This is a genomic window from Rossellomorea pakistanensis (assembly GCF_016908495.1).
GTDB lineage: Bacteria > Bacillota > Bacilli > Bacillales > Bacillaceae_B > Rossellomorea > Rossellomorea pakistanensis.
This window is the reverse complement of the sequence record NZ_JAFBDZ010000003.1, coordinates 676,252-693,306: the sequence shown is the minus strand read 5'-3', so window position 1 is coordinate 693,306 and position 17,055 is coordinate 676,252. Positions and strand designations below refer to the sequence as shown.

Below are 17,055 nucleotides of genomic sequence, written 5' to 3'. Positions count from 1 at the left end.
GACATCCTTTCTCTCTATCTTCTCTAATTAATATTAATCTTCTTTAAAAGTTTATACAACCATATTGTGAAGGAACTATCAAGTAAAAAGTTTCGTGCAGGTATCAATTTCTATTTCATTTCGTTAAAAGGTGAGAAACTTTCAATTTTCAAATGAAACAATATGTCTGTTGGTTCCGTATAACTTTTAGATAGATATAAATTAAGGGGGAAATAGATGATGAATCAAAAGGTGTTTTGGGGTGTGTTAACTCTTTTCATTTTAGCTGTACTAAATGGAGTTACTGCCTACTTATTTAATCAATCCTTTATCGATGTAGCTTTTCCTGTAGGTCTTCTATTAGCCATTATTATCAAGTTTTTCACTTCATCTGGAGGATTCGTAGCAGATACCACCCGATTAAACCTTCAATTACAAACGGGCATAAAAGTAGAGCGTGAAGAAAAGAAATTCGAAACCAATGTCGCTTTTTATACAGCTGTTGCCTATACAGTAGTATCGTTATTTGCTTCTCTCATTGTCTATAAAGACTATTTTCTTTAGAAAGAACTCCCCGTATCGTTCTATGATCTCATATAATAGAAATTCCCAACACTTTGACTAATCCATATGTCTACTTATAATTAAAAAGCACACTCAATCTATGGTGTGCTTTTTAATGTAAGTTTTTCTTTTTCTGAATTTGTTGTAATTTCTTCGGAGTTACTTCGTTACCCTCAGGATCAAAAACTTTCGTATTTTCAATCGTTTTTCTCATCGAACTACGAAACGTCTCTAGATATTCTTTGCGTAGCTTTGATTGTTCTTTTGCCTCTTTATCCGTTAAACCTGATGTTTTTGATTTGTTAGCAAGTTCATTAATACGCGCCATTTTTTGTTTGGAAAGCATTTATAAATAACCCCTTTTCTAGAATGATTTATATGAATAATGATCGATTTTACTCCGTTAACTATTCGAAATGATACTAGAAAAGGTGTAAAATAACAAGCGTTAGGATTCTTCTAATTGTGATTGATATTCCTGAAATCTACGGTGAACCGTTGCTTTTGAAACATCATACCCAAACCCTCTTAAAGTTGCTGCTATTTCCGAAAAGGTTAAATCATTCTTACGTAAGCGAACAATTTCTTGAATAGGGATGTCTATACGATCCCTACCATCGATATTCCCTCTATTTTTCAGATTCCTTTGGGGCTTATATCCATTTTCAACTGCTCTTTTCATACCACGTTTAATTTTTAAGTTATGTAATTTCCTCTGATATTCTTCTACCATACTTACAATATTCAAAACCATTGAATCAGACTCAGAAAGTTGAAGCTCACCGTTTTGGGAAATAGAATAAATCTTTACATTTTCTTTTAATAAACAATGGATGAGGGCGATCTTTGCGTTTCCTCTCCCAATCCTTGTCTCATCTTGAATTAATACCGCATCAATTTTCTCTTCCTTTATTATATCCATAAGCTGTAGAATGCCAGGACGATCAAGCTCATATCCACTCTCTTGATCTTTTATAATCTTAAAAACGTGAAAACCAAGTGAATCAGATAGCTTTTGTAACTCATCTTCCTGTCTTTCCAATGATGTTTCTTGTGTTTCTTTTTTTGTACTTACACGACAATAAATAATAGCATTCATTTTGCTCCCTCTATTCGCTTGCTAGTTGATAATCAGTATTCTTATATGCAGGTATATTTTTAACGGGAACAGTTAGAGAATCTCCAGCCTTAATTTGATAGCTTACCAAATCATTCTCCGATCCGACCCAATTAATAAAATCTTCCTTTGTCATTGTATAATGATCGGAATATTTATCTGCAATCGTCCATAGTGTATCTCCTTTTTCAACCTTAATTTGTTGATATTGGTCACCATTGGAGTCTAATTTTAACAGAACCGTAATACTTAAGGATAGGACTAATAATGAAAGAACGATAATATAAGAGTATTTTTTCCAGATATTTAACAACATAATAAAAGACCTCCACCCGAATATTTGTTCGCATTTGATGATTTCATTATAATGCGAACGTTCGTTTGGTGTCAATAGAAAATTCGAACTTATGTTTGTATCTACTGGAAAGACATGCTATAATGAGAACATAAGATCGATGAATATAGAGGTGCGTAAAATGACAAAATTATCAAAAAGGCAGCAGGATATCCTTGAGTATATAAAAGAGGAAGTTAAGTCAAAAGGATATCCACCTTCAGTACGGGAAATTGGCGAAGCTGTTGGTTTAGCATCCAGTTCGACTGTCCATGGTCACTTAGCTAGATTAGAAAGTAAGGGGCTAATTCGTAGAGACCCAACCAAACCTAGAGCAATTGAAGTGTTAGATTTAGAAGAAGATCATATTCCACGCCAAAATGTTGTGAACGTCCCATTGATCGGTAAAGTTACAGCTGGGCAGCCTATCACAGCAGTAGAAAATGTAGAAGAGTTCTTCCCGCTACCTGAAAGATTAGCACCTTCAGATGAACAAATATTCATGTTGGAAATTATGGGAGATAGTATGATTGAGGCAGGAATCCTCGATGGAGATCTCGTTATTGTGAAACAGCAGCAGACGGCTAATAATGGAGACATTGTCGTCGCAATGACAGACGATGACGAGGCTACTGTTAAACGTTTCTTTAAAGAGCGAGACTTTGTCCGCTTACAACCAGAGAACTCTTCGATGGAACCTATCATCCTTCGTAATGTATCAATTTTAGGAAAAGTCATTGGAGTATATAGAATGGTCCATTAAGGAAAAAAGAGAAATCCATCGAGGTTTCTCTTTTTCTATTTCTCTTTTATTTTGTTCTTTAGAACCAATAGTTTATCGTTCACATATGAAAAGAATACTACAAACAAAAAGAAAATAATGAACTCACTTTCTTTCGTTTGTAGTATTCCTTTACATTACATAGGCTGGAGACCATTCACTTCCATTAAAATTTTTTAAATTATTCCACTTTCCTGTGTAATTGAACTTGATTAAATTCTTGATTAAGATCTTTTGTGGCGTTCTTTTTTTCGGTATATAAAGATTTAAATAACGATATACTTATCAAGATCAATATTATCGTAAATGGAAGTGCGGCAATTAATGCAATTGATTGTACCCCTTCTAATCCACTACTTACTATTAAAACAGCGGTAATAGCTGCTATTAACACTCCCCAAACCGCTTTTACAGAAATGGACGGATTTTCATTTCCACCTGATGACATTATTCCAAGAACGTAGACCGTAGAATCTACGGATGTGATAAGAAAAATCATAATAAGTACAAGCATTAACACAGATAGAATACCGTATAATGGGAATTGTTGTAAAAAAACAAATATAGCCGTTGCTACATCCTTTGAAACCGCATCAGAAAGCGCTGTATTTTGGAATAAATCCATATATAGTCCTGTTCCACCAAAAATGGCCATCCATATAAATGCAATTACTGGTGGGATGATTAAAACCCCAATGACAAATTCTCGAATGGTTCTTCCCCTGGATATCCTAGCAACAAACGATCCCACGAACGGTGACCATGTAATGACCCATGCCCAATAGAAAACTGTCCAGTTATGTACCCATTTATCACCTGTGTAAGGTGTCAAGAAAAAGCTCATTTCAAGAAAGTGTTGAAGGTAATCGCCAACTGCCAATACAAAGCTCTCTAAAATAAAAACTGTCGGACCTTTAAAAAGGAAAAATAGCATGAACCCGATCACTAGTACCATATTTGTATTACTTAAAAATTTTATACCTCTATTGACTCCGGTTATTGCTGATATCATATAAAGTACAAACATTATGCCAATAATCGCTAATGGCATCCATGTATTGTCTGGTATCGAAAATACATAACTTAGTCCTGCATCAATTTGTAAAACGCCCATTCCCATCGACGTAGCAACCCCTGTAACGGTTGCAATGATAGCAAGAATGTTAATTGTCTTTTTTATACTCCTTTTCTTAATGTTCACTTCACTAAGTGTTTCACTCACTAGCAATTTACGTTTTTTCCGGAATTGAAAATAAGCTAGGGCTAAACCAACAATTGTAAACACAGACCATTGATGGAACCCCCAATTAAAAAAGGAATAACGCATCGCTACACGTGCAGCTTCAGCAGATTGAGGCTCAATCCCATCTAAAGGTGGATTGGCAAAATGAGTTAACGGCTCGGCTACCCCCCAAAAGACAATTCCAGCACCAAATCCTGCGGCAAACAACATGCTGATCCAGGCAAAAAATGAAAACTCAGGTTTTTCATGTTCTGGTCCAAGTTTAATATTCCCATACTTACTAAACGCCAAAAATAAACAAAACCCAACAAAACACGCGACAGAAGCTAAGTAAAACCAGCCAAATGAATCATTGATAAAACCAGAAACAGCTGAAGCATTCTTCGAAAGACTCTCAGGAGAAAGAGCTCCCCAGGCCGCAAAAAGGACAACGACAATGGCCGATACCTTAAAAACCGGATTGTTATAAGATACACGTTCTATGTTTTTCCTCAAATCAACCACCCTTTATCTGATTTTTTCTAGAAAGAATCTTTTTCGAATAAATAAATGGAATATCGGATGTATTGTTTTCGTGATTGAAAATTCAGATACTTACAAAGAAATTAAAAGGGAATATGCTATAAGTTACATCTTCCCTTTCAGATTTACAATTGTTGATAAGATTTAATGGGTAGATAATTTAAAACATACTACTTTCGGCTCTGTCATTTCCTGTACCGAAAACTTGATTCCTTCGCGTCCCAGCCCTGACTTCTTGACTCCACCGAACGGCATCGCATCAATTCGGTAGTCACTGCTGTCATTAATCATAATCCCACCCACATCCATCTTCGCAATAGCTTTGTGAGCTTTTTCTATATCTTTAGTAAAAATACCAGCTTGTAAACCATAATTTACATCATTTGATTGTTGGATAGCTTCGTCAAGATCAGAAACTGGGTAAAGGAGAACAACCGGTCCGAAGATCTCCTCTTTGGATATGGTGCAATCTGTTGGAACATTCGCTAATACAGTTGGTGAATAAAAGGCACCATCACGCTCTCCCCCTGCTAATAATAAAGCCCCGTTTTCGATTGCCTCGTTTACTAAATCCTCTACACGAATCGCTTCTTTTTCAGAAATAAGTGGTCCCATATCGATATGCTCTGATTGTTTATCACCAACACGATATTGATTGGTACGTTCTACAAATGCTTTCTCGAAATTCGTCATAATGCTTTCTTGGATATAAACACGTTGAACACCTAAGCAATTTTGTCCTGCTGCCCAAAAGGCACCAGAGGCAGTTGACTCGACAGCATCTTCTAAATCGGCATCTTCTAGTATGATAACAGGAGAATTAGAACCGAGTTCCATACTAATTTTTTTCAAACCGGCTTTACGTGATATTTCCTCTCCGGCATCTACTCCTCCTGTAAAAGTAACCATTCGAACGGCTGGATGAGAAACCAATACATCGCCGATCTCACTTCCGTATCCTGTTATCACTGATAACACTTTAGGAGGCAGTCCCGCTTGTGCAAAGGCTTCTGCTAACAGAAGGGCACTAAGCGGGGTAACAGTTGCGGGCTTTACAATAATTGCATTTCCTGAAGCAATAGCTGGTCCTACTTTATGCGCCACAAGATTAAGTGGATCATTAAAGGGGGTTATAGCACCAATTATGCCGATCGGAAACCGATAAAAATACCCCACTCGATGCTCACTCCCCGGCATTTGATCAAAAGGAATTGTCTCACCGTGAATTCGTCGTGCCTCTTCTGCACTAATACGAAGAGTTTCTACACATCTTGCTACTTCTTTTCGTGCTTCACGAATGGTTTTACTACCTTCACTAGCAATCGTTCGCGCATACTTTTCTGAGTGTACTTCAATATAGTCAGCAGCCACATTCACAATTTTCATTCGTTGATGAACAGGCATTGATGCAGCAATTTCAGCTCCAGCCTTCGCTTCTTCAATAGCTTTCAACATGTGATCTTCTGAAGCAGCAGGCACAGTATCAATTATGCTGTTATCTTGTGGATCACGTACTTCGATCATTCGATCACATTTCACCCAATTACCTGCAAGAAACATCTTTTGACCTGTAAGTTGAGTTGTCATTACACTACCGCCTTTCCCATTAGATTTTAGCGAATTGTCTTTCACGATCAATGTTAATTAAATCAATTAAGAGGGAGAATCCCGTTTCAACTTTTCCCGCACCTGCACCGCTTAATGTCACAGTTCCTAATAAATCACATTCATAAGTGATTGCGTTAGTAGCCCCATTGATTGAGGCAAGCAGATCTGTAACTTTAATTTTTTCAGGTGCAATGGAGGCGATAACATTGCCATTTTCTTTTCGTACTTTCGCTAACAGTTTCCAACGCATTCCTTCTGCTTTTGCTTCTTCGATATCTTTTAAAGTAATACCTGTAATCCCTTCGCAAGACACCTCATCAACAGCCAGAGGTACCTTCAGGACATAGTTTGCTAAAATCACAATTTTGTATCTTGCATCAAACCCTTCTACATCACTTGTAGGATCTGCCTCAGCAAATCCAAGCTCCTGTGCCTCTTTCAATGCACTTTCATAGGAAACACCTTCAGCCTCCATTTGGGTTAGGATATAGTTAGTTGTCCCATTTAAGATACCTCGTATTTCGGTAATATCATTACCTGCTAATGTAACGATTGGCATTCGTAATGCGGGTGTTCCGCTCATAACAGTTCCCTCAAATCCCCAGTAAACACCATGTTTATTGGCAATTTCAGAAAGCTCTTTGTAAGCAAGTGCGACAGGTCCTTTATTTGTCATGACAACATTTTTTCCACTTTCGAATGCGGCTTTACAATGATCAATAGCTGGTTGGCCAGTATTTACATCAGTATAAGATACCTCAATAATCGTATCTGCATTTGTTTCACGGATTGTTTTTAGACTATCCCATCCAGTTATAAGCCCTGGAGAATTTGGATAGTTTTCTAGATTGCCAGTTTCCTTTAATACTTGAAGAGCTGTAGTGATGTCAAGTCCGTTGGGATGATAGATCGAGCCTTTCATCAGATCTGAAATCGCAACAATTTCTCCTTCAAAGCCTTCCTCATGTTTTAAAGCTACTTTTTTATTCCGTAAGATTTCGGCTAGTCCTTGACCTACTACACCAAAACCAATAAATGCAAGTTTATGCGCCATGTGTTTGCACCTCCATATTTTGATTGATTGGTAATTTAACCTCACCTTTTAATAACTTAATAGCTGAATGAGCGAGAATGGCTGTCCCTATTGGTAAACAAGTTTCGTCAATATCAAAATTCGGTGTGTGTAAATCCCTTTGAATTCCGTCTTTTTGTTTACACCCTAGAAAGAACATGGAACCAGGAAGTTCCTGTGTCACATAACCAAAGTCTTCTCCGCCCATTCCGAATGGAGAATGAGTAATCTGAATTTCAGGAAATAGCTCAGTAATTGTTTCTCTAAACCAATGATTGACCATTACACTATTATTCAAAGCCGGCTCACCTCTTTCGACTGTAAGAGAATAACGACCATCTAAATGTTCAACTATTGAAAACGCTTTCTTTAATTCTGATGCTAATAAATCCCGAACTTCAGGTGAATAACTGCGCATTGTACCTGAAATCGTCACTTCCGTAGGTATAATATTATTGGCCGTCCCAGCATGTACTTGACCTATACTGACAACTGCTGCATCTAATGCGGATACTTTGCGTGAGACAATACCGTTCAGCGCTTGCATGACTGGTCCAAGCATCCATATGGGATCTGTCCCAAGTTCAGGATATGCTCCGTGGCCACCTGTTCCATAAATTTTACCCTCAAATACATCAACATTTGCCATACTATATCCATCACTTATCTGTAGTTCACCTACAGGTAGCCAAGGACACATATGAAGGGAAATCGCAGCATCTACCTTGTCATAAACCCCTGCTTTCACCATATAAGGAGCTCCAGAAAGTCCGTTTTCATCTGTACTTTCTTCTGCAGGCTGAAATACAAATTTGACTGTACCTTTTAGTTTACCCTTTTTAATAACATCAGCCAGTATCGTTGCAACACCTAGTAAAATCGCTGTGTGTGCATCATGACCACAAGCATGCATGACACCTTCATTTTTTGAGCTATAATTTGACTTATTTTCTTCTGTAATCGGGAGTGCATCCATGTCAGCTCTTATCGCAATAGTAGGACCTTCTCCTGTACTAAAGGTACCGACAACACTTGTTTCTACACCAATCCCTCTTTCTACTTTCATTCCATCTATCATTTGTAACGTTTCAGCAATAAATTGGGAGGTCCCGAACTCTTGAAAGCTGAGTTCGGGAAGTTGGTGAAATCTTCTTCTCCATTCAATCAATTGGTCATATAAGTTGTTTACTCTTTCAACAAAAGGATGATCGCTTTTCATTCATTACTCACCTCATTTTGAATCAAGTTGCCTTTATACTTGCAAAGCACTTTCTACATGATTGAATGCCTGCTCAAAATCCGCAATTAGATCTTCAATATCTTCAATTCCACAGGATACGCGAATAAGCCCTTCAGGAATCCCCATTGCTGCACGCTCTTCTGGTGTACATTCAACATGACTTGTTGTACGAGCAGGCCCTACTGTTGTTTCTACAGCACCTAGATTAGCAGCACGGTTTGCAAATTGTAATCTTGGTAAAAGTTCTCTTACTGTGTCTACTCCGCCTTTTACAGCAAAACTGAGCATTCCACCGAAATCTTTCATCTGCTTTTTCGCAATGTCGTGATGTGGATGTGTTTTAAGCCCTGGGTAGTACACACCTTCAACTAAATCTTTTGTTTGTAAATACTCAGCAAGGGCCATTGCATTAGCACTTTGCTGACGTACACGAAGATGGAGGGTTTTCATTCCACGTAATGTTAAGTAAGCAGCCATTGGATCCATTGTTGCCCCGTTAATTTCACGGTAATGATAAATTTTTTCTACAAGTTCATGAGATCCGCACACAACACCGCCTAATGCATCTGCGTGCCCACCAAGAAATTTTGTTGCACTATGAAGCACTAAATCTACTCCTAATGACAGTGGGTTTTGGTTAATCGGTGTACCAAAAGTATTATCTACAATGACCAGCGCACCTGCATCTCGGCCAGCTTTTGCCATTCGCTCAATGTCCGTTATTTTGACTGTTGGATTAGTTGGTGTTTCCAAGTATAAAATTTTGCAGCCTTTTGCTACTTCTGCTTCAATTTGCTCATGATTGCCCGTTTCACAAAGAACCACATTAATCTGCTGGCGAGGGAGGAATTCTGTAAAGATTTTGTTCGTGCCACCGTAAGTATCTTTAATGGAGACAATTCGATCACCTGGTAATAGAAATGTAGATAGTGTATTGCTTATCGCAGCCATTCCCGTTGAGAAGCTTGTTGCGGCTTCTGCACCTTCAAGAATTTTCACTTTATCCTCAAAAGCTTGAACAGTCGGATTTGTATTTCGTCCATAAATATGGCCTTTCTTCTTGCCAATCGCTACATCATACCACTCATCCATATCATCGTAGCCATAAGCTACACTTAGAACGACCGGCACTTGCGTTGCACCATGCACTAGATATTCTTTTTCCCCTGCCCATACTGATTTCGTACCTACCTGAATGTTTTTGTTTGTCATATGAACACTCCTTATTAGTTTTTTAATGATACTGTTTTATTTTCAACTTGTTGACCTAAATTTCGTTTCAACATCTCGTTATATGCAAACAACGCAATTGCTGTATCTTGCACACCCGTTCCCGTTAAATCACAAACCGTTATTTGTTCTTCATTTTCACGACCTGTCAGTTCCTTAGATGTTAGTTGACCAAGCTCAACAATGGTTGAATCGTTTGTCAAAACTCCACTGTCAAGGGCATGATGTAATTCTCCTAATCTAGCACATTGCTTAATCGTGTCACAGACAAGCATATCTGCTCGGACTAATATTTCCGTTTCCAATTCCTGCTTATGTTCAGCATCCGATCCCATTGCTGTAATATGAAGACCAGGATGAAGCCATTCCGCTTTAATAATCGGCTCCTTTGAAGGTGTTGTGGTTATAACTAAATCACTGCTTCGAACAACTTGTTCCGCACAATCGATTACTTCGACTTCAATGCCCGTTTCCGCCTTCATTTCTGCTGCATATTTTTTTGCGCGATCAGTTGAACGCGAATAAACAAGTACCTTCTTGACATCACGCACAAGCTTTAATGCTCTTACCTGAAATCGTGCTTGACTCCCTGCTCCAAGTACCCCAACGGTCTCACTGTCTTCCCTTGAAAGGTATTTTGCAGCAATTGCTCCAGCCACTGCGGTTCTAACTTCGGTTAAATAACCATTATCTAAAAGAAGTGCCTGTGGAATGCCGGTTTGAGTACTAATCAACATCATTAGTCCGTTCCCGCTTGGAAGTCCCAGCTTAAAATTATTAAAGAATCCGGAAGATACTTTTATTGCAAACATATCTTTGCCTTTTACATATGCAGTTTTTACGTCCACTTCTCCATTTTGATCATGAACATCCACTCTCATAATCGGCGGCATCTCTACTTCATTATTTGCTAGCTTTGTAAATGCTTCTTCGATAATGGGGATCGCTTCTTGATTTAATCGGACATGTTGTTTGAGATCTTGCTCTGTAAATATAATCACTTTCCTTCTTCACCTCCTTTAATGTTTCTAATTTTTTGTCAGGACTCCATCTTTGATGAACATCTGTCTTGGGAGTGTTGCAAATGTTTCACATCCCGTTTCCGTTACTCGGAATGATTCACTTGCTTCAAATCCATACTGATCTAACCAAATACCTGGTATTAGATGGAATGTCATATTTGGTTTGAGAATGGTTTTATCTCCTTTACGGATACTAGCAGTATGCTCACCCCAATCAGGTGGATAATTTAGGCCCATTGCATAACCGAGTCGATGTTCTTTTATAATGCCGCTTTTCTCGATTGTTTTTCTCCAAGTTTCTTCAATTTCTTCACACGCGATACCAGGTTTAATCATGTCAAGACAAGCATTCAACCCTTCCACAACAATATTTGAAAGCGTTTGTATTTTGTCGGAAGGCTGACCGATATTCACCGTTCTAGCTAGTGGTGAATGATAGCGCTTGTAGCATCCAGCTAATTCTAAGATCACCGTATCTCCTTGTTTATAGCGTTGATCTGTCCATGTTAAGTGAGGTGTTGATGTCTTCTCTCCAGATGGAAGTAGTGGAACGATCGCTGGATAATCCCCACCAAATTCAGGTGTTCCCGCTATTTGAGTATGGAAGATTTTGGCTGCAACATCACATTCACGGACACCTTCATTCACCAATTCGATTCCAGCCATCATTGCGTTTTCAACAATCTTTCCAGCGCGTTTCATATATTCAATTTCTGTATCAGATTTCACAATACGAACCCAGTTTACAAGAAGTGTCGCATCATGAAACGAGGCATTTGGCAATCCTAGTTTCAGTTGCTCATAGCATTTTGCTGTAAAATAATAGTTTTCCATTTCAACACCGATGGAACGATTATCTTGGCCAATTTGTTTTAAAATATCAGCTACAAAGTCCATTGGATGCCTCGTATCGGATTGCACATATTCGTCAGGATAAGGAATGATATTTTCGTGGTAAAGCCAAGTCGTTAATTTAGCACCGTTGGCATCCTGGCCTCTCCCAATCCAAATCGGTTGGTCTTCATCATTTATAATGACTAACATCTGATGGACGTAGAAAGACCAACCGTCATAACCAGATAAATAATTCATATTAGCTGGATCTGTAATCAGCAATACTTCGATCCCTTTTGCTGCCATTTTTTCTTTCGTTTCGTGAATTCTCTTTTTATACTCTGCTGTTCCAAATGACATGGTTACATTCCTCCTGTTAGGACTCAATTTCACTTTTATAATTTTCTGAATTATGTAACTGTGAATTCATTATAATTAATCTGCAAAAAATGTATCATCTGCAAAAATGTATGAAGTTTTTATCAAGTTTCTAGTCAAATTATCAAAAAATATAGAATTAAGTGAATTTATAGAAAATGTTTAAAAAAAAGATTCTTTAAGGAGTATTTATTCCACAAAAAATAGACCGTCATGAAAATGATTTCCATAACGGTCTGCTTTTTTATTTTGTTTTTTCCTGTTATTTATCAGCCATCCCTATCTTCCATGTCTTTATACTTAAATCCAACAAAAATAAATCATCTGGATCAATAAGAGAAAGACCTGTCAAGGATTCAATTTTTCTTAATCGATACAATAAGGACTGTCTATGTAAATTTAATGACCTCGCCGTTTGACTTACATTTCCATGGCTTTGATTATATGCACTGAAGGTTCCAATTAGATCCATATTACGCTGTTCATCATATTGGACCAATGGATCAATGGTTGACATAATAACTTCTTTCATTTCCTCATTTTTAGAAAGGTTTAGGAGAACTCGATCAACACGAGTATTCTCATACATCATACGATATCCTATACCTTTTTTACGTCTTCCTATATTCAAAGCTACATTAGCATTTTGGTAACTTTCAGAAAACCCTTTGTAATCCTCACTATGGTTTCCAACTCCCCATGATATAACAACTTCTGGAAGTAAATTACGCAAGCGTCTTTCCACAAGATCCAAGAAATTGGTGGCGTTTTCATTTTCAATATTATGCTGAACCTCAAGATAAATTAGCAATTGTTCTCCCTGGTATGTCATCATCACTTCTCTCTTTAATGATTGGGCTGCATAATAAATTTCCTCTTCAATATAAAGAATCATACTTTCAAGCCAGTGCTCAAATGAATCATAATCTTTTTTTCTCTTTTGAAACAGCCCTTTTAAATTTTCAGGAAGCCCAACAATACAAACAAATGGGCGCTTTATATTATATCCCAGTAATTTGGCTCTTGAATTGGCTTGATCATAAGAAATAAACTCACCTTTAGCAAGCTCTTGGACAAAATCACTACGAAGCCGCATTTTCGTTTCTTCAATAGCATTTTTTCTTGAAAGCCATAATGCAATGGTTGTCGCTGAATGCTCTAAAACATTTACTCGAAACTGGGTTAAAAACGATTCGACCGATGTATTTGTTGGCAGCATCACAAATAAATAGCCTTGTGCATCCCCTGAAACTTGCAAAACCGGCAGCTGCAGAACAGTCTGATCTTCTACTTTAATCATTTGAAATTTCTGAAACATTGGATCACGCGTAATGAGTGATTTATCTCTCCTTGAAGGAAGGATACCCCGGAAGACGTAATTCTTCCAATTATTAACAAACCCTCTAGTATAATTACTTTTTTCTTGAATGGAACCTGAACGGTCAGTAATAATGATTGGACAACCAATATGTCTTTGGATTAATTTTGAAATAAGTTTTAGATCCGTTTCTTTTAGAATTAACTTTAATAGCTCCTGCTGTACTTTCTCGGACTTTTCACGTTCCTGATACTGCATTCCATTTATTTCCTTCATCACTTCTTCAATTATACTAGCAAAACGGATTTCCCATGGAATGACAATAATCATGAAATTATTCATTTCAGCTAGTTCAATGACTTCTTTAGGAATATCGAAAACATACCTTCCTAAAGCGATCATAAGAGCTGATGCTTCAGAATCTATTATATCTTGTACAAACTGTTTAAATAATTCAACATCTTGATGGCATCCAATAGCAGTACTCAATACCACTTCATTTTTACGAACAAAATTTTCCACCGGCATCTCAATTACGGAAATCCATTGGACATGTCGTTCATTAGCAAATTCTTTTCCAGTAATAATTCTACCATTCTTCATAATCTCGTAATTTAAAACATCTTGTATTGATAATCTCATGCTGCCTCCCTCTAACCAACTGAAGATTAAAAACTACAAAAATATATTATTTTAAAAAAACTATCGTTATTATTGTATCATTTAATAATCATTGAGGGATAAAAAAATTCAGTTTATTCATTCTCTTTTAATAAAGCCGTACTTGTCTATGGCTCATTCTGCCAACTCATAAGTAGTAAAATGATGTCAGTAAGTTTTTTGATAGTAAATTAAGGGATAAAAAAATAGATAAATAATAATGAAACATGCCCAAGGGAGCATTTTTCAACATTCGCTTTATCAAATTCCACTATTAATCATTATTATCAAGAAGATAATTTTCGGTTAGCTTCGACAAAACAGAGAGATCTACGTTTTGCCCACTGATAATAATGGCGATACTTCCATTTTGATGAGGGATACTATTTCCCAAAACTGCCGCAACCCCTGTTGCAGCCGCTCCCTCCATAATCATTCGGTGTTTGTCCATCATAAATGCCATACTATAAGCAATCTCATTTTCAGGAATGAGCACCAAATCATCCATATACTTTTGAACCAGTTGAAACGTGTATTGATTATCTAGTCCAATTCCTCCTAGTAAACTATCAGCAAGTGTCTCACATTCATTTAGTTTTACTGGTTTACCAGCTTTTAAACTTTCATACATTACAGCTGAATGCTCCATGGAAACTCCGGTCACTCTTATATCATGTTCAATGGATTTTAATGTCAAACCAATACCGGAGAGAAGCCCTCCCCCCGAGAGTGGTACCACCACATCGGTTAGATTTGGAATCTCTTCCATTAGCTCCAAGCCAATGGTACCTTGTCCTGCAATAACATAAGGATCATCAAATGGCTGTATGACCGTCAATCCCTTTTCCGCTTCTAACTGATAGCAACGCTCCCCAGCAGTATCTTGGTCTTCTCCTACTATTTCAATGCTGGCTCCCAATCTCCGTAATGAGTCTACTTTTGCATGTGGTACTCGATTTGAAATGCAAATAGTTGCTTCAATCCCAAGTTTTTTTGCCACATATGCGACCGCTAACCCATGGTTACCTGTAGAAAACGTTGCAACCCCACGATTTTTTTCTTCTTCACTTAGACTTACTATTTTATTTGCGGCACCTCTTACTTTAAACGCTCCTACCTCATGAACATTTTCAAGCTTCAAATAAACTGGACGACCTATTTTTTCTGATAGAATAGAAGATCCAATCAACGGTGTTTTACTTACAATTGAAGATATTCGTTTTCTTGCTTCCCAAATGTTACGCAAAGAGATATCTGTTTTCTGTTTTTGAGTATTAGAATAAGTGATCGTTCTTCCCTCCTTGAAGATAATACTAAAGATTATATATTAGGAATATTCTGTTATCAATTGTCCAAACTGCCTATAAATAAGAGAAAGTTTTCATACAGTTTTTTCTATATACATTCTCAATAAAGACTAGTTTCTCAAGTTTTTTCATTCTCAAAGCCTGTTTTCGGGTTATTTGAAAAGGAGTTGGTTGCAGCGTAAGGATGCTCGCTTTCCGCGGGGCCGGTGGTGAGCCTTCTCTTCGCCTTGCACCTGCTTAAGTCTCTTCTGCCCCACATCCCCTCAGGAGTCTCCCACCTGCAGCGAAGACCAACCTTTTTACTAAGATTTATTTTCTTAAAAAACAACAATCTTTTAGAATACGACCTTTCATAATAATGGAAAAATCATTCTCTATACTCAATTTGATTTTTTAAAATACACTTAATCATATGTTGTATTTACAATTACCAAAACCCTTTTCAAAATAAAAAAGAAAAGCCAGTTCAAATGAACATGACTTTTCAAAAAACAACTATTAATACATTTGCAAATATTGTTCTCTTTCCCATGGATGTACTTGCGTACGGAACATATCCCATTCAATTTCTTTTGCTTCAATAAAGTGTTCGAAGATGTGACCGCCCAATGCTTTGATCATGACTTCATCTTTCTTAAGATCCTCAAGAGCATTGTGTAATGTCGCAGGTAGATCAATAATTCCTTCTTCTTCTCGCTCTTCTTTATTCATAACATAAATATTGCGATCAATCGGCTTAGGTGGTGTCATGTTATTCTTAATTCCATCAAGTCCAGCCGCTAAAAGTACTGACATCGCTAAGTAAGGGTTAGCTGCAGGATCCACAGAGCGCACTTCAACACGAGTACTCAATCCACGTGATGCAGGGATACGGATTAACGGACTACGGTTCTGTGCAGACCAAGCTACATAGCATGGAGCTTCATATCCAGGTACAAGACGCTTATATGAGTTAACTGTTGGGTTTGTAATCGCTGTAAAGCTTGTAGCATGCTTAATAATTCCCGCTAGGAATTGGCGTGCCGTATCGCTTAATTGTAAATCTCCTTTTTCATCAAAGAAAGAATTTTTTCCATTTTTGAATAAAGACATATTACAATGCATTCCTGATCCATTCACACCGAATAGTGGCTTTGGCATAAATGTTGCGTGTAGCCCGTGTTTACGTGCAATGGTTTTAACAACAAGCTTAAACGTTTGAATATCATCACAAGCTCTTAATGCACTTGCATATTTAAAATCAATTTCGTGTTGTCCTGGAGCCACTTCATGGTGAGACGCTTCAATTTCAAATCCCATTTCTTCAAGCTCAAGAACAATGTCACGTCGACAATTTTCACCTAAATCAGTTGGAGCTAAGTCAAAATAGCCGCCATTATCATTTAATTCAAGTGTTGGTTGTCCTTCAACATCTAATTTAAATAGGAAGAATTCTGGCTCTGGCCCAAGGTTGAAATCAGTGAATCCTAGTTCTTCCATTTCCTTAAGAACACGTTTTAGATTATTACGTGGATCGCCTTCAAATGGAGTTCCATCTGGATTGTAAATATCACAGATTAAACGTGCAACCTTCCCTTTTTCTGCAGTCCACGGAAATACTACCCAAGTGTCTAGATCAGGGAAAAGGTACATATCTGATTCTTCAATACGTACAAATCCTTCAATCGAAGATCCATCAAACATCATTTTATTATCTAATGCTTTTTCTAACTGACTTACAGGGATTTCAACGTTTTTAATAGTTCCTAGGATATCCGTAAATTGTAAACGAATAAATTTTACGTTTTCTTCATTTGCAAGCTTTTTAATATCATCTCTAGTATACTTTGCCATCTGTCAAAATTCC

General features: G+C 37.4%; 15 protein-coding genes. 2 read left to right on the top strand and 13 right to left on the bottom strand.

The window, feature by feature from the left end:
* Nucleotides 1-216: 216 nt before the first annotated feature.
* Nucleotides 217-543, top strand: a complete 327-nt coding sequence (locus JOC86_RS17260) for a hypothetical protein (RefSeq protein WP_205174141.1) — start codon at nt 217-219, stop codon at nt 541-543.
* A gap of 112 nt (nt 544-655) precedes the next feature.
* On the opposite strand, the gene JOC86_RS17255 is transcribed toward JOC86_RS17260, so the two are convergent.
* From JOC86_RS17255 to yneA, 3 genes are all read right to left on the bottom strand, one after another.
* Nucleotides 656-889 (bottom strand): DUF896 domain-containing protein, encoded by a 234-nt coding sequence (locus JOC86_RS17255; RefSeq protein WP_205174140.1) that lies wholly within the window; start codon nt 887-889, stop codon nt 656-658.
* 102 nt (nt 890-991) lie between these two features.
* Nucleotides 992-1,642 carry a YneB family resolvase-like protein gene (locus JOC86_RS17250; protein WP_205174139.1) on the bottom strand — a complete coding sequence of 217 codons (651 nt, stop codon included), beginning with the start codon at nt 1,640-1,642 and terminating at the stop codon, nt 992-994.
* Between the two features lie 10 nt (nt 1,643-1,652).
* Nucleotides 1,653-1,976: a cell division suppressor protein YneA gene (yneA, locus tag JOC86_RS17245; RefSeq protein WP_205174138.1), complete on the bottom strand. Its 324-nt coding sequence runs from the start codon at nt 1,974-1,976 to the stop codon at nt 1,653-1,655.
* Nucleotides 1,977-2,136: 160 nt separating this feature from the next.
* Between yneA and lexA the strand changes: the two genes are divergently transcribed.
* On the top strand, nt 2,137-2,757 hold the full coding sequence (gene lexA, locus JOC86_RS17240; protein WP_205174137.1) for a transcriptional repressor LexA: 621 nt from the start codon (nt 2,137-2,139) through the stop codon (nt 2,755-2,757).
* Between the two features lie 199 nt (nt 2,758-2,956).
* Here the strand turns inward: lexA and JOC86_RS17235 are convergent, their stop codons facing one another.
* The 10 genes from JOC86_RS17235 to glnA all read right to left on the bottom strand — a co-directional run bounded on the left by JOC86_RS17235 (nt 2,957) and on the right by glnA (nt 17,042).
* Nucleotides 2,957-4,513, bottom strand: coding sequence for a BCCT family transporter (locus JOC86_RS17235; protein WP_205174136.1), 1,557 nt, complete (start codon nt 4,511-4,513; stop codon nt 2,957-2,959).
* Nucleotides 4,514-4,684: 171 nt separating this feature from the next.
* Nucleotides 4,685-6,127 carry an aldehyde dehydrogenase family protein gene (locus tag JOC86_RS17230; RefSeq protein ID WP_205174135.1) on the bottom strand — a complete coding sequence of 481 codons (1,443 nt, stop codon included), beginning with the start codon at nt 6,125-6,127 and terminating at the stop codon, nt 4,685-4,687.
* 19 nt (nt 6,128-6,146) lie between these two features.
* A complete protein-coding gene (locus tag JOC86_RS17225; protein WP_205174134.1) occupies nt 6,147-7,202 on the bottom strand; it encodes a homoserine dehydrogenase in 1,056 nt (351 codons plus the stop codon).
* The gene (locus JOC86_RS17220) at nt 7,192-8,439 is read right to left on the bottom strand and encodes a M20 metallopeptidase family protein (RefSeq protein WP_205174133.1); all 1,248 of its coding nucleotides are present in this window, start codon (nt 8,437-8,439) and stop codon (nt 7,192-7,194) included. The genes JOC86_RS17225 and JOC86_RS17220 overlap by 11 nt, the downstream gene beginning before the upstream one ends.
* A 33-nt stretch (nt 8,440-8,472) precedes the next feature.
* Nucleotides 8,473-9,672: a cystathionine gamma-synthase family protein gene (locus JOC86_RS17215; protein WP_205174132.1), complete on the bottom strand. Its 1,200-nt coding sequence runs from the start codon at nt 9,670-9,672 to the stop codon at nt 8,473-8,475.
* A 14-nt stretch (nt 9,673-9,686) separates the two neighbouring features.
* Nucleotides 9,687-10,691, bottom strand: coding sequence for a cyclodeaminase (locus tag JOC86_RS17210; RefSeq protein WP_205174131.1), 1,005 nt, complete (start codon nt 10,689-10,691; stop codon nt 9,687-9,689).
* 27 nt (nt 10,692-10,718) lie between these two features.
* Nucleotides 10,719-11,906 carry a M24 family metallopeptidase gene (locus JOC86_RS17205; protein ID WP_205174130.1) on the bottom strand — a complete coding sequence of 396 codons (1,188 nt, stop codon included), beginning with the start codon at nt 11,904-11,906 and terminating at the stop codon, nt 10,719-10,721.
* 280 nt (nt 11,907-12,186) lie between these two features.
* Nucleotides 12,187-13,884 carry a PucR family transcriptional regulator gene (locus JOC86_RS17200; RefSeq protein ID WP_205174129.1) on the bottom strand — a complete coding sequence of 566 codons (1,698 nt, stop codon included), beginning with the start codon at nt 13,882-13,884 and terminating at the stop codon, nt 12,187-12,189.
* A gap of 292 nt (nt 13,885-14,176) precedes the next feature.
* Nucleotides 14,177-15,154, bottom strand: coding sequence for a hydroxyectoine utilization dehydratase EutB (eutB, locus tag JOC86_RS17195; RefSeq protein ID WP_419096099.1), 978 nt, complete (start codon nt 15,152-15,154; stop codon nt 14,177-14,179).
* Nucleotides 15,155-15,707: 553 nt separating this feature from the next.
* Nucleotides 15,708-17,042 carry a type I glutamate--ammonia ligase gene (glnA, locus tag JOC86_RS17190; RefSeq protein ID WP_205174128.1) on the bottom strand — a complete coding sequence of 445 codons (1,335 nt, stop codon included), beginning with the start codon at nt 17,040-17,042 and terminating at the stop codon, nt 15,708-15,710.
* Nucleotides 17,043-17,055: the final 13 nt, after the last annotated feature.

What these genes read in the sequence shown, in the direction of transcription:
- JOC86_RS17260 (WP_205174141.1), top strand. Translation starts at nt 217, where the DNA reads ATGATGAATCAAAAGGTGTTTTGGGGTGTGTTAACTCTTTTCATTTTA.
- JOC86_RS17255 (WP_205174140.1), bottom strand. Translation starts at nt 889, where the DNA reads ATGCTTTCCAAACAAAAAATGGCGCGTATTAATGAACTTGCTAACAAA.
- JOC86_RS17250 (WP_205174139.1), bottom strand. Translation starts at nt 1,642, where the DNA reads ATGAATGCTATTATTTATTGTCGTGTAAGTACAAAAAAAGAAACACAA.
- yneA (WP_205174138.1), bottom strand. Translation starts at nt 1,976, where the DNA reads ATGTTGTTAAATATCTGGAAAAAATACTCTTATATTATCGTTCTTTCA.
- lexA (WP_205174137.1), top strand. Translation starts at nt 2,137, where the DNA reads ATGACAAAATTATCAAAAAGGCAGCAGGATATCCTTGAGTATATAAAA.
- JOC86_RS17230 (WP_205174135.1), bottom strand. Translation starts at nt 6,127, where the DNA reads ATGACAACTCAACTTACAGGTCAAAAGATGTTTCTTGCAGGTAATTGG.
- JOC86_RS17225 (WP_205174134.1), bottom strand. Translation starts at nt 7,202, where the DNA reads ATGGCGCATAAACTTGCATTTATTGGTTTTGGTGTAGTAGGTCAAGGA.
- JOC86_RS17220 (WP_205174133.1), bottom strand. Translation starts at nt 8,439, where the DNA reads ATGAAAAGCGATCATCCTTTTGTTGAAAGAGTAAACAACTTATATGAC.
- JOC86_RS17215 (WP_205174132.1), bottom strand. Translation starts at nt 9,672, where the DNA reads ATGACAAACAAAAACATTCAGGTAGGTACGAAATCAGTATGGGCAGGG.
- JOC86_RS17205 (WP_205174130.1), bottom strand. Translation starts at nt 11,906, where the DNA reads ATGTCATTTGGAACAGCAGAGTATAAAAAGAGAATTCACGAAACGAAA.
- JOC86_RS17200 (WP_205174129.1), bottom strand. Translation starts at nt 13,884, where the DNA reads ATGAGATTATCAATACAAGATGTTTTAAATTACGAGATTATGAAGAAT.
- glnA (WP_205174128.1), bottom strand. Translation starts at nt 17,042, where the DNA reads ATGGCAAAGTATACTAGAGATGATATTAAAAAGCTTGCAAATGAAGAA.